This is a genomic window from Nostoc cf. commune SO-36 (assembly GCF_023734775.1).
Classification (GTDB): domain Bacteria; phylum Cyanobacteriota; class Cyanobacteriia; order Cyanobacteriales; family Nostocaceae; genus Nostoc; species Nostoc commune_A.
On the sequence record NZ_AP025732.1, the window covers coordinates 718934 to 731593 of the forward strand.

Sequence of the window (12660 nt, forward strand, 5' to 3'; positions counted from 1 at the left end):
TAAAAGTTGAGTGAATCAACGTAATGTCCATAGTCAAGAAGATGACATGAGTAGTTAATGTGTGAGTTAAATTTTAGTTAATTAAAGGTTAATCAAGATTGATACATTTTTCAGCCAAAATATACCCGGACTGAGCTATGTAATTAGTAAATACGAATATATCAATCTGAAAAATATTTCAACTGTTCTTTTTGGCAAGTAGGACTGTATAAACAGCATCGAAACCTATTCTTTCTCCCTAAACCTAAAGCATCGGCGAGGGTGCGCGACAGCGCGGGTGGGGTATTTTTGTAACTCACCAACTTAAAAACTGCTGTATTACAGAGTCACCTTTAACCACCCAAAAATATTACCTACCGTCAACTGTAACCCCTGACAGAACTCTGGCACTGGTAAAATAGACTCAATTTCCTCAAAAGGTAAAGGTTGTTGTCCCGCAGGATAAGCAGCAATGAATCGCTCATCAGGATCAATTAACCAACCCATTTGAGTCCCGTGATTGAGAGCGTGTAAGATTTTTTTTGTAACTTTTGTATGACTTTGTTCAGGGGAGAGAATTTCGATTATCCAGTCTGGTGCTGCGGCAAATATATTAGCAATATCACCATTTTCATCTACAGGAATCCTTGCCCAAGAGAATACAGCAACATCGGGAACTATAGAACGTCCTCCAAAAGTGCAACGTAATTCTGGAAAAGCCCAACCCATTTTTTGTACTTTGATAACAGAATTGATTGTAGGACAGAGTTCTCCTTGAATAGTGCTATGTTTTCCTTGAGGCATAGGTTTTGGAATAATTTGACCGTCAATGTATTCACAATACGGTTTAGTTTCTGGTAGTGCGAGAAACTCTTCTAGAGTAAATCTTTTATTTGATGTTTGTACCATGATTATCCTAGCTTCAATTTATGATGATTTATTTACATAGTTAGTCTTTACCATTATTCTAAAATATTTTTTAAATTTGCCAATTAGCCGCCATCTAAATTCTTTAATGTTTGGTTGCAGCTAAAATACAGTACCAAAAGGAGAAATAATCATAATTAAATTATTTAGGGTGGAATGTCCCGTTATTTACAATATTGCTGAAGCTGCTCACTGTAATGAATCAATTCTTGATATCTCACAATACTGCTAAGTGAAAAAATTATAGCAATAATGTTGATGAACCATAGCATTCTCAGATGCTGCCAAAACCTGAGACGAATACTTACACCTACCACAATAATTGTAGTCAACCATATTACCCACATACTTAGCCAAGCAACTAATTCAACATCAGTATCGCAATCTGGAATTGGAATGCTTGACCCTTCATATTCATTGAATGGTAATAGAAGTGCCAACACTCCCCACCATATTAGCCAGAGGAGAAAAACACCCTGAAGTAGACAGTAAACTATAAATTTCACTTTGTAATAACGATTTTTCTGCTAATCATTTCATGATTTCTTGCGGCTACAATACATTACCAAAAGTACAAATAATCCTATTCCTGCCAGATATTTAATGGCATCAGGTACATTGGGATTCGGTGAAAAAAAGCCTTCGATCGCACCAGCAATAATTAACATTGGTACAATCCCAAATACTAGCTGCACCGCCTGATAACCGTAAAATTTCAGTGCATCTCCACGGCGATATTTACCAGGAAATAAAATTGCTTTTGCTAATAAAAATCCTGCACCCCCAGCAAAAAAGATCGCAGGTAATTCCAAGGAACCATGCGGCAACACAAAGGCCCAAAAAGGATAAGCTAGATTATTTTGACCCACCAAAGTACTAACAGCACCAATCAATAAGCCATTAAATACCATTAAATAAGCTGTGTATGCTCCAGCCGTGATGCCACCGGCGACAGCCCCAAAAGACACCGACAAATTATTGATCATAATGCCACTAGATGCCAGAGGTTCAACGCCGACAATTGACCCCATCCACAATTTATGCTCATCTCGTACCTTGGTAATCAAGCTTTCAGGTACGATCAACGACATAAAACTGGGATTTTGCCAAGAATACCACCAAGCCACTAATGCCCCTACTAGAAACAGCGCCGTCGCCGTAGCAATGTATGCAAATGTTTTCTGAACTACAGATGGTAATCCCCAACGGTAAAATTCTAGAATTGCCTGCCATTCCTGTCGGCGTGAACCTTGGTAAATCTGCGTGTAGGCACGAGTTGTTAAAGATTGTAAACTTTGGATCAAAGTATTGCCGATTTGCTGAGTGCGGGCACGGGCTAAATCTGCGGCTACTGAACGATACAAACTCGCTAATTCTCTAATTTCTGCTGCCCTTAAGGACTTTAACCCTTTTTTTTCTATTTGCCTTAATAGGGCATCCAGACGCTGCCAATTTGCTTCTCGTCGTGCAATCCAACGTTGAATATTCATGAATTTTGGGAACACTGACTTTAACTTAGCTTAAGATAACCTCAAATTGAATCTCCGTAGTTTCAAGGGAAATTTGCCATTATGTCTGAAAATTTTGGATCTCCCAGTCCCATACAACCACTGAGTGTAGGAAATGTTGTCAGTGCTGCGGTGCGATTGTATCGTTCTCATCTGAAGGAATATTTTTTATTGGCGCTGAAAGCTTACGTATGGGTACTGCTTCCAGTTTATGGATGGGCTAAGTTTTATGCTCTTTCAGCGCTGATTTCTCGTTTGGCCTTTGGCGAGTTGGTCAATCAACCCGAAAGTATTTCGTCAGGTGAACGTTTTGTCAATTCTCGATTGTGGCAGTTTTTAGTCACAATGCTGTTAATGTTGCTGATTGGTATAGGGATTGGCTTAGGTTTTCTAGTTTTATTTGTCTTGTTTGGTTTTTTCTCAGCGTTCGTAGGGTTAGGACTACAAGGAAATCTAGCTACTTCTATTCTCATTGTTATCCTCACGATTGTGCTGAGTATTGGGGCAATTGTGGCAGTTTTATGGCTGCTTACACGATTTTTTTTAGTAGATGTGCCCCTTGCTATTGAAGATAATGTTGATGGTATATCAACTATTAGCCGTGGCTGGGAATTAACTCAAGGTCATGTATGGCGGATTCTGTTTATCTCATTTGTGGGCTTTTTAATCACAATACCTGCTCAAATTGTTCTCCAGATTATTTCTGCTGTGATTCAGGGAATTTTCTTACCCTTGATAAACGAAAATTCTACTATTTTTAGGCCAATTTTTCTTGTGCTGATCCTCGGATTAAGTTTTAGTACTGGCGCAATAATTTTGCCATTTTGGCAAGCAATTAAAGCTGTTATTTACTATGACATGCGGAGTCGTCGTGAAGGGTTAGGCTTGAAGTTACGCGATCGCGAAATTTAAACGACGGTACAAAGACGATTATGCACCTCTTCAATAATGTTAAATTTAATACTCCAGAAAGTGTAGAGCTAGAATTCACTCTTGCTGGAATCGGAAATCGTGCCTGGGCTTTGCTCATTGATTATCACGTTTTGGCTGTGATTTTAGTGGGATTTTTTACAGCTTGGTCTATCATTTCAGTCCCGTTAGGAGATTTTTGGGTAGATATTTTCGGTACTGGCGTGACTTTGTGGTTGATTGCGATCGCATTCCTTGTTAGTTTTATTATTTACATCGGCTATTTTGTATTTTTTGAAACTTTATGGTTTGGGCAAACACCTGGTAAACGAGTTGCTAAAATTCGCGTAGTTCGAGATGACGGGAGACTGATCGGGTTACAACAAGCAACTCTACGTGCCTTACTGCGACCCTTTGATGAGATTTTTTTTATTGGCGCTTTTTTAATTATGTTGGGTCGTCGTGAAAAGCGCTTAGGTGATTTGGCTGCTGGCACAATTGTAATTCAAACCCAAACAGCCACTGCATCTGCAACGTTGATAATTTCAGAACAGGCTAAAGTACTCTATGAACAGTTAATTGAAATTGCCGATTTCTCCCAATTGATGCCAGATGATTTTGCTGTTATTCGTGAGTATTTGCAGCGACGTAGCGCAATGTCGTTAAAGCCCAGAGCATCACTATCTCTAAAGTTAGCCGAGCAAGTTGTAGATATTATTAATTTAGAAAAGTTGCCAGAACTTGTGACACCTGATGTTTTTTTAGAAGCAATTTACCTCGGTTATCAAAAACCGGAGTTTTAGATGAGAAAAACTATAAACAGGAGTCAGGAGTCAGAATACAGGAGTCAGAATACTCCACCCATGAAGTGATGGAGTTTTAATTCTTTTCGCGCCACTTGCTGGCAAGGTTTTAAACCAATATTCAGAAGCTCTCTACGAGACGCTAAAAGCGTAGCTTGCTTCCCTGTAAGGGTACGCGGACTCGCTCTAAGCGAAGCATCCCGAAGGGTATACGCTGCGCTATCAACCACTCGTACAGAATTCATGGTTTTTTTCTGACTCCTGATCTTTGAATTCTTCTTATAAAATTTCTATTAGACATTTAAGCAAAAGTGGAGACGTAGCATTGCGATATCTCTATAAGTGTTCTGCATAACGCAGATTTAATTTCTGGAGATGTTGTATGCCCAAATTTTTGCTAGAAGCAGAGAAAGCGCTATCTTAAAGCTAATGCTTACCTTATTCTGGCAGTTCTCCAAATTGCTGACGATAACGCTCAAGTTGTTGTTGCACTAATTCAAGCTGCTGGCGAGTTTGCTGCTCGACTTCTTCTGGAGTTTGATAGCGATTTCCTTGTCGGTCATACCAATACAAAACCTGACGCTGGATATTACCAGATACGTATTGCGATCGGCCAATTCCCAAACCAATTTCTGGCATCCAAAAAGGTTCACCAATTTGCAATTGATAGCTGCCATTTACTAAGCGATAAACTTCAAAAGGTTGATGACGATCACGTTGCCAATGCTCTGGATTATAAATAATGTAGTACAGTACACCTAACTTGGCATAAATGTCTAATTTTTTGTCGTATTCTGCACCCGGAGTTAAGGAGACAATTTCCAAAGCCAAGATAGGCACTATGTTATTTTCTTCCCAAACAACATAGCTTTTACGTGATTTACCTGCCCTACGGCGTTCTACACCTAAGCTCAAAAATCCGTCTGGTACAATCGGCACAAGTGGACTAACCCCAGTGGTATGGTAAACGCCCATATCCACACTGAAAAACCAGTCATTACGGTTTGCCCAAATATATTGCAGCAAAAACAGAAGCAGGTTGGGAATAAAGTTCTGGTCTTCGTTATCCACAGGAGTATCATCTGAACAAGGAAGTTCAGCACTACTAGGCAGAGATTGACGGGGGTCTGATTTCACCATAAGTAATGATGGTGCTGATGTTACCTAATGATTTTTATTCTAGACGATTCGACATGGACAATATAGTCTAGCTAAACGTTCTAAGTTAATAACAATGAAGAATTTTGATATTTAGCTAGATGAAGAATATGCTCAAAAGGATGCCTACATTCAAAAGAAGTCTGATCAATATACAGCAGAGGCAATTAAATCTTCGATTGATTAAACTAACCAACAAGAAAAGACCTAACAGCACTGAGTTGATATAATACAAATTATTAATGGCGAGTGTAGGAATCCTCAAATTGGATTTTGAGTCTTTGAGCCATAACTGCCAAAATAATTAATGCTATAGAAGCAGACACTGCTGTTATTTTTATTCCAGAAGTATCTGTAAGTATTGCTATAGTAGCTAAAGCGATCGCAACTCCTACGCAGCTTTTTTGTAATCGTTTGGTTAACTGATAAGCTTGGTTACAGGAATTACAAATAAGTGTGTGTTGCGAGAATCGGTCTAAGGTTTTTAAATGTTGACTATTCTCGCTATTCTCAATATTTTTGGCAGTGGAATAACCTTGATAAAAAGGCAAAGATGAGCCATATTTATCTAACCATTTGCGATATGCAACTACTAATATATCTGATGTCTTGAGCGGTAAATACAATTCTTGTAAATTTTTTCCTATCCGCTCAATTTGTTTCTTTTGCTCAACAACTATTGGCAAATCGCCTTCTAAGACTTTGTTCCGGGTCATTACATGATCTACCCAAGGAGGCATCAACTTCGTCTTATAATCAAAAAAGTTACTATAATTTCTGACGAGAACCCGACATCTATTTTTACCGAGGGGAATTGAATACAAAGCTGATCCTGCAAACTTACTTTCGTTTTCATTGTTAATTTTGTAAATAACTAAGCTGGGAGCAACAAAATCTAATAAATTCCAAGGCTGATTAGTTTTTTTTGTCTTTCGATACCTGCCACGAATCCCTTGATGGGAACTCTCAAGAACTTCCATTTCTAGCGGTTGGGCTTCAGTGCGATCGCTAAAGATGCCCTCATGACTAATAGGAATATGCGCTGGGTCTATAACGTTTTCAATAAAATAGCTTTGGTCATAAGGTAAGTCTCGCATATAATCTAAGCTAAAACATCCTAATTTGTCCAAATTTGGTACAGTTGGTATTAACTCATCAATAGCTGTTTCAACTTCTCCAGCCCAAATCCAAATCATTCCTTGACGTTCTATAACTTTAAAAGATGATATACAAGCACTAACAGGAATTTTTGCCTCTGTTGATAACTGGGGAATATGCAAACATTGACCATCTTGGCCAAATTGCCAACCATGATACAAGCACTCTATTCTACCATCAATAATTTGTCCGTCCGACAGTCTGGCTCCACGGTGGGGACAACGATCTGTTAAACAAATTATCTGTCCATCTGTGTTTTTGAATAAAACAAAAGGTTCATCATATAACGAAAATCTATAAGGGTGATTTTTAGGCAAGTCTTGCAGGAAACACACAGGATACCAACATTCTCTCCAATTAAATTCTGACTGAGATTCAGGAGCCTCAAAAGTAGAATTTATTGGTGTTGCTTCTAGTTGTTTTGTTTCTAATGTCATACTTTTCTCCAGAGTTATATCAATCTATTTATCAGCAAAATTTATCTTACATCCACCCTCCAATTTCCGCATCAGTTAAGGGTTTCTCTAACTTACTATATTCTGTCTGAGCGGCGCGTAATACGTGTTTCATCTGCACTGGTTCCCCAGCATCGGCAGCGAGGAAAGCTGCATTTAAGGCTATGTTACGGATATTACCCCCAGCGACATTCAGCCGTGCTAGTTGCAGGGCATCTAAGTCTGCGGTTGGGGTTTTGGCTGGAAAAACGCGTCGCCAAATCTCCGCTCGTTGCGTTGTATCGGGGAAGGGAAACTGCACCACAAAGCGAATCCGCCGTAGAAAGGCTGTATCAATTGCACTCTTCAAGTTTGTAGTCAAGACAGCTAAACCTGGGTAGCTTTCCATCCGTTGCAATAGGTAGCTAACTTCTATATTGGCATAGCGATCGCGGGCATCTTTAACTTCACTCCGTTTACCAAATAAAGCGTCAGCTTCATCAAATAACAAAATCACCCCGCCTTGTTCTGCGGCATCAAATACCCGGCGCAAATTCTTCTCTGTCTCGCCAATATATTTACTAACTACCGATGATAGATCAATACGATAGAGGTCGAGGCGCAATTTATGAGCCAGCACTTCTGCCCCCAAGGTTTTACCAGTGCCACTAGCACCTGCAAATAGAGCGCTGATTCCTAATCCCCTAGCACTCTTGCCACCAAAACCCCAATTATTATATACATTACTACGCTGACGTACATGAGCCGCAATTTCCCGGAGAATTTGTTTCTGTGCCTCTGGTAATACCAAGTCTTCCCAATCACCAGATGGCTCAATCCTCTGGGCGAGTTCATCCAAGCGGGGACGTGCTTGCACACGGCAGGCATCCCATAAAACATCGCTGATATCGCTTTCTGGCGTTTGTGCTAACTGTCCTACGGCTTCTGCACACGCAGCGCGAATGGTTGCAGCACTTAGGTTAAACTGATCTACTAGGGTTTTAACTTGCCCGTTCATTTGCGGTGCAATTGTACTTAGTGCATCTTGCCAAACAACACCTTGTTCTTTGCTACTTGGTTGATCTACGTCAAAATTAACTATTAGGCGTTGTGATAAACCTATCCTTTCCCGACTTGTGACTATTAAAAAGCCCTTTGTGCGTTCAATGAAACGAGCGATCGCATTTAGCCGCGCTGTATCATTAGTATCTAGTTCGTTGCAGTCTATGAGCAACGCACACTTACTTAAAATCGTTTCACGAGTCCATAGGCGGATAAGATTATCCAAGTCGCTAGGTAGTAAGGGAATGACTTGTGCAGGCATTACCCACAGACTTAAATCATGAAGTTGACAAATTGTAGCGGCAATGGCGCGTTTGCTAACACTTTCACTACTACATAATTGGATAATTGGCAAGCTATTAACCTTGTAAGCTTGCGACCAAATTGCTGCTACTCGCTCCGCTAAATCTTGGTGCGAGGGTACTAAATCACTAACTTCTTCTAATGGTTCAATGATTCCAGCTAACCGTTCGTCAAGATATTGGATACCCGTGAGATAATGTAAAATTCGCTCATCAATTCTCAAGGGACTGAGGGTGAGGGCATGACCATCACCAATTTGAATTAACCGCCAATGACGTAAGGGAGAATTTGGAGCGATCGCATCCCAGTGGACATCAGGTAAAGCTGCCAAAGCTAAACTTAAGGTTGGGTAAGCTCGTTGGGAATCGCCGTGCATTATAGCACATAATTTGGCAAAATCTCCATTCAATTCCATACCTGCACACAACAGCAACAAATTACGCTCAAATAATGAGAGGCTAAACATTGTGCATACTCTCTCCAATGCCGATGGTGCAGGCATAGCAGCAGCAGCTTCCTCTAAAGCTTGCGGTAAATTCTCTTGGTTTTTCTCTTGAGGTTGATTTTGCACTTTTGCCGCGTAATTTTCTAAAATATCACGCACCACGGCTAGGGCTGCTGATAGGTAGCGGTAGTTTGCATCATCCCAATTGCGATTAATCGTTGTAGCATTCATAAAATAGTCACCTGTGGCGAATCATATTCACCAGACTGATTCTTGTGTAGTGGACTTTCCGCTCCATCTACCCGCACTCGGACAATATAAGTTCCTGGCTTGACGTTTTTGATCGGAATAGTGATTGCATCAGTATCTTCAGTACGTGATGCAACAACGAAAGAGTACGCTGACGGGGTATCACGTGATGCCTCATTGAGTAGCAAAACTACTCGCTGTGCTTTACCAACTTTGGGCTGGAATTTAACGGTAATTTCTGCTGTGCGTAAATTGTCGCTGCTATTTTCTACTTTAGCGACGAATGCTGTAATTGTTGGGTGTAAGACAAAAGCCACAATATTTGATTCAACTAAAAGATCCGTTTGCTCTACATTGCCCATTCTCAGGTGTACAACTTGGATACCCTGTACACTGGCGTATAAATCTGGCGGGATTAACAGGCTGATTTGAGTTTCTTTTACTTCTTGAGGTACTATTAGTGTCTCCGTATTTCCGAAACGAACTCGTGTGATTTCACCGCGTAACCGTTTACCACGAATTACTAATGTTGTGCCTGTAAGAATCATTTGCTCAGTCTTTGCCGGAGCCATAACTTGCTCTATACTCGGCAAAGACAAGGGCATCAGGTAGAAACCTTCAGAGTTGTCATTGCTACTCTCAATCAATACCATTGATGCCAGATAAGTCGCTGAAGGTCGATAGTGTGTTTGTAAAGCAGACCATAACTTAGAAGTTTCTTCCATGTTAAAAAACTCTGGAGTCAATTTGATCTGCCCAATTTGTTCAGCTAAATCCGAAACAGATACATTTGCTACAGCTTGCGAAAAAGCACTTGAGGTATTGGTTGTAGATGCATTGATCAAAGTGTTTTCAAGAATATCAGATGTAATAGCTGGTGTTTTATGTAACAAATGCATTGCGTAGCCAAGTAAAAGCTCCGCCTGAAAATCTTTGGCTCCATAAGCTGTCAGCAAGTAATGAAGATCAAGAGCTAATGGTGGAGTCTGAGAGCGCGGGTTTCCATTAATACGTGAATGTCGGCTCCGAAATTCCTGAGATACCCAATCGACATTGCGATTCTGTGTCACTTGATAGAGGAAGAGGTTGAGTTGGGCACGCTCGTCGGCTTCAACCGAAATTCGATCAGGTGGTAGGGCAGTTACAATGACATCACCAACACTAGCAGTGATCGGATCACTGACTAAACCATTTTCCAGCAAGACTTTTAGTACTGCTGTCACGGCGGCTATAGAGAGCACATTACTCATCCTCATTCCTCATGGCAATAGCACATATTAATCATGTACGCCAGAATACATTGACAGAATATATTTTGCAAAACTTTAAATATTCTGTAGCGGGGATTGGGGATTAGAGACTAGTCCCTGGTAGTCTGTCAAGCTAGTTTTCATGGTTTTTACTCAGGAATTTAGTACTGAGTAAATAAGGGCTATCCTGACTACGAACTTGTTAACCCACCCATCAATTTGAACTTGACAGAGTATTAACTAAAGAATCCCGCTAACGACCCTAGTTGAATTTGCGTTAATTAATTTAACATCAGGAACCAATTTCAACTACCACAGGTCTGAATTTTAAACATTTTATCAAATTGATAAGATTAGTTTTATGTTAAGCTGAGTATAATTAAATAAAGTACTAGTAGTATATATTACCGATGTCGATCTAAACTTACAAGTAAAACATTTGCAATACTAGTATTATCTCTGACTAAAATTAACAGTTTAACTTAACGTAACTAGGATGGGTTTCCCCAGATGCAATCCCCACCTTCTTCAAATTCTTGGATTGGTCGATTCGTAGGTGATAACGAACGATACCGTTTAGACAAACGTTTAGGCGGGGGTGGCATGGGAGATGTCTTCCTGGCAACAGACACCCGTGTAGGTCAGCAGGTAGCGTTGAAGTTGCTCAAAGATACGCTGGTGGCATCACAAGAAATGAGAAAGCGTTTTGAGCGTGAGGTGGCAGTTTGTGCTGCTTTGCAAAGTGACCACATTGTTAAGATTAGTGATTGTGGTGTAACTCCGGAAGGTTTTCCATTTTACGTAATGGAATATTTGCGGGGGCAAACGCTCAGGCAATTACTACTGCGCGAAAAGCGGCCATCTGTCGAGCGGACGGTGAACATTATGGCGCAAGTTTGCAAGGGTCTACAGCTTGCCCATCAAGGAGTTACTCTGCAACGGGATGGAGGCAAAACCACTGAGCATATTCAGGTAGTTCACCGCGATCTGAAGCCAGATAATATATTTTTAGTACCTACAGATTTGGGAGAGTGGGTCAAGGTTTTGGATTTTGGTGTTGCCAAAATTCGGAGTGAATCTTCAGAAAATTCCAATATTACAAATATAACTAGTACATTTATCGGTACATTTCGTTACGCACCTCCTGAACAAATCCAAAGCGATAAAAATTTGGATGCCAGAGGCGATATTTACAGCTTAGGAATTATCCTTTATGAAATGCTGAGTGCTGCTGACCCCTTTGGAATCAGCATTAAAGGTAATCATATCAGTGAAGCTTCTTGGGTATTAGCTCATGCTTATGAGCCACCCAAACCACTGCGATCGCAACCAGGGTGTGAGCATTTACCCGTAGAATTGGAAGCGGTGGTGATGAAATGCCTCCACAAAAACCCAGCTAACCGATTTGCAACAGTAGAAGAACTAAATCAGGCTTTGCAAGCTGCTGCCAAGTTTGCCACAGGAACTACTAATGTACCCGGACAGATTACTGGGCAACCGCAACCTTCCTACAATCAAGGTTCAAATCACGAAACTGTTCCTAGACAATCGAACGACGATACCGTTATTCGCCCTCCATCTGCATATAATCAGGGTTCAAATCACGAAACTGTTCCCAGACAATCGAACGACGACACCGTTATTCGCCCTCCATCTGCATATAATCAGGGTTCAAATCACGAAACAGTTCCCAGACCATTTAACCCGATTGAGCAAAGCCAATCTGAAGAAACCGTTCCTCCTCTTCAGGCTGGATACAATCAAGGTTCAAATCACGAAACCGTTCCTAGACCATTTAACCCAGTTGAGCAAAATCAACAGAGTCCTGTGAATAATCAGAATGCCAACAAACCTGATGTGACGTTATTTCAACCACGATCAGCATTTAATCAAGGTGGACAACAAACGCCACCAGATAAGACATTATTTCAACCGCGACCAGGATCTAATCAAGGTGGGCAACAAACGCCACCAGATAAGACATTGTATCAACCGCGATCAGCATTTAATCAAGGTGGGCAACAAACACCACCAGATAAGACATTATTTCAACCGCGACCAGGATCTAATCAAGGTGGACAACAAACGCCACCAGATAAGACATTATTTCAACCGCGACCAGGATCTAATCAAGGTGGGCAACAAACGCCACCAGATAAGACATTATTTCAACCGCGACCTGCATCCAATAGAGGTAGATCACAAGCGCCAGTAGATGACACTATTTACCAACCAAGGCTAGTTGGGCAGCTAACTACAAGAATTTCTCCCAATTTTTTGCGAATCGTAGGAGTGGTCTTGGCTATTGGGCTGACTTTAGCATTGGCAACCTATATATATACTCAATTTCAATCTCGTAAAGAGCCAAGCAACCAGCAAGGTTTACCTAATAGCGATCGCATTCAGAACTAATCGACAAAGAGGCAGGGGGAACTAAAGCTACAAACCTCACCCGCAAGTGGCGTGATTTGTCCC

The 12660-nt window shown here is 40.8% G+C and carries 11 protein-coding genes; 3 read left to right on the plus strand and 8 right to left on the minus strand.

All coding sequences use genetic code 11. From position 1 onward, the window contains the following. Positions 1-318 precede the first annotated feature (318 nt). The 3 genes from ANSO36C_RS03215 to ANSO36C_RS03225 all read right to left on the minus strand — a co-directional run bounded on the left by ANSO36C_RS03215 (position 319) and on the right by ANSO36C_RS03225 (position 2396). Positions 319-888, minus strand: coding sequence for a Uma2 family endonuclease (locus ANSO36C_RS03215; protein ID WP_251958353.1), 570 nt, complete (start codon positions 886-888; stop codon positions 319-321). Between the two features lie 182 nt (positions 889-1070). After that, positions 1071-1412, minus strand: coding sequence for a hypothetical protein (locus tag ANSO36C_RS03220; RefSeq protein ID WP_181931468.1), 342 nt, complete (start codon positions 1410-1412; stop codon positions 1071-1073). 30 nt (positions 1413-1442) lie between these two features. Next, complete coding sequence (locus tag ANSO36C_RS03225) at positions 1443-2396, minus strand: stage II sporulation protein M (RefSeq protein ID WP_251958354.1); 954 nt, start codon at positions 2394-2396, stop codon at positions 1443-1445. An 81-nt stretch (positions 2397-2477) separates the two neighbouring features. Between ANSO36C_RS03225 and ANSO36C_RS03230 the strand changes: the two genes are divergently transcribed. Both ANSO36C_RS03230 and ANSO36C_RS03235 read left to right on the plus strand, forming a co-directional pair. After that, the gene (locus tag ANSO36C_RS03230) at positions 2478-3326 is read left to right on the plus strand and encodes a DUF975 domain-containing protein (protein ID WP_251958355.1); all 849 of its coding nucleotides are present in this window, start codon (positions 2478-2480) and stop codon (positions 3324-3326) included. Between the two features lie 20 nt (positions 3327-3346). Beyond that, a complete protein-coding gene (locus ANSO36C_RS03235) occupies positions 3347-4126 on the plus strand; it encodes an RDD family protein (RefSeq protein ID WP_251958356.1) in 780 nt (259 codons plus the stop codon). 44 nt (positions 4127-4170) lie between these two features. On the opposite strand, the gene ANSO36C_RS03240 is transcribed toward ANSO36C_RS03235, so the two are convergent. From ANSO36C_RS03240 to ANSO36C_RS03260, 5 genes are all read right to left on the minus strand, one after another. Beyond that, on the minus strand, positions 4171-4371 hold the full coding sequence (locus ANSO36C_RS03240; protein WP_251958357.1) for a hypothetical protein: 201 nt from the start codon (positions 4369-4371) through the stop codon (positions 4171-4173). Positions 4372-4564: 193 nt separating this feature from the next. Further along, positions 4565-5266: a Uma2 family endonuclease gene (locus ANSO36C_RS03245; RefSeq protein ID WP_251958358.1), complete on the minus strand. Its 702-nt coding sequence runs from the start codon at positions 5264-5266 to the stop codon at positions 4565-4567. A gap of 257 nt (positions 5267-5523) precedes the next feature. Next, positions 5524-6879 carry an aromatic ring-hydroxylating dioxygenase subunit alpha gene (locus ANSO36C_RS03250; protein ID WP_251958359.1) on the minus strand — a complete coding sequence of 452 codons (1356 nt, stop codon included), beginning with the start codon at positions 6877-6879 and terminating at the stop codon, positions 5524-5526. Positions 6880-6925: 46 nt separating this feature from the next. Next, positions 6926-8917: an ATP-binding protein gene (locus tag ANSO36C_RS03255; protein WP_251958360.1), complete on the minus strand. Its 1992-nt coding sequence runs from the start codon at positions 8915-8917 to the stop codon at positions 6926-6928. Continuing rightward, positions 8914-10185, minus strand: coding sequence for a Pvc16 family protein (locus ANSO36C_RS03260; protein ID WP_251958361.1), 1272 nt, complete (start codon positions 10183-10185; stop codon positions 8914-8916). The genes ANSO36C_RS03255 and ANSO36C_RS03260 overlap by 4 nt, the downstream gene beginning before the upstream one ends. Before the next feature lie 510 nt (positions 10186-10695). On the opposite strand from ANSO36C_RS03260, the gene ANSO36C_RS03265 reads away from it, so the two are divergent. Continuing rightward, the gene (locus tag ANSO36C_RS03265; RefSeq protein WP_251958362.1) at positions 10696-12597 is read left to right on the plus strand and encodes a protein kinase domain-containing protein; all 1902 of its coding nucleotides are present in this window, start codon (positions 10696-10698) and stop codon (positions 12595-12597) included. The last annotated feature ends 63 nt before the right edge of the window (positions 12598-12660 follow it).

Excerpts from the sequence above, each read along its gene's own strand:
- ANSO36C_RS03215 (WP_251958353.1), bottom strand. The coding sequence starts at position 888 with ATGGTACAAACATCAAATAAAAGATTTACTCTAGAAGAGTTTCTCGCA.
- ANSO36C_RS03225 (WP_251958354.1), bottom strand. The coding sequence starts at position 2,396 with ATGAATATTCAACGTTGGATTGCACGACGAGAAGCAAATTGGCAGCGT.
- ANSO36C_RS03230 (WP_251958355.1), top strand. The coding sequence starts at position 2,478 with ATGTCTGAAAATTTTGGATCTCCCAGTCCCATACAACCACTGAGTGTA.
- ANSO36C_RS03235 (WP_251958356.1), top strand. The coding sequence starts at position 3,347 with ATGCACCTCTTCAATAATGTTAAATTTAATACTCCAGAAAGTGTAGAG.
- ANSO36C_RS03240 (WP_251958357.1), bottom strand. The coding sequence starts at position 4,371 with ATGAATTCTGTACGAGTGGTTGATAGCGCAGCGTATACCCTTCGGGAT.
- ANSO36C_RS03245 (WP_251958358.1), bottom strand. The coding sequence starts at position 5,266 with ATGGTGAAATCAGACCCCCGTCAATCTCTGCCTAGTAGTGCTGAACTT.
- ANSO36C_RS03250 (WP_251958359.1), bottom strand. The coding sequence starts at position 6,879 with ATGACATTAGAAACAAAACAACTAGAAGCAACACCAATAAATTCTACT.
- ANSO36C_RS03255 (WP_251958360.1), bottom strand. The coding sequence starts at position 8,917 with ATGAATGCTACAACGATTAATCGCAATTGGGATGATGCAAACTACCGC.
- ANSO36C_RS03260 (WP_251958361.1), bottom strand. The coding sequence starts at position 10,185 with ATGAGTAATGTGCTCTCTATAGCCGCCGTGACAGCAGTACTAAAAGTC.
- ANSO36C_RS03265 (WP_251958362.1), top strand. The coding sequence starts at position 10,696 with ATGCAATCCCCACCTTCTTCAAATTCTTGGATTGGTCGATTCGTAGGT.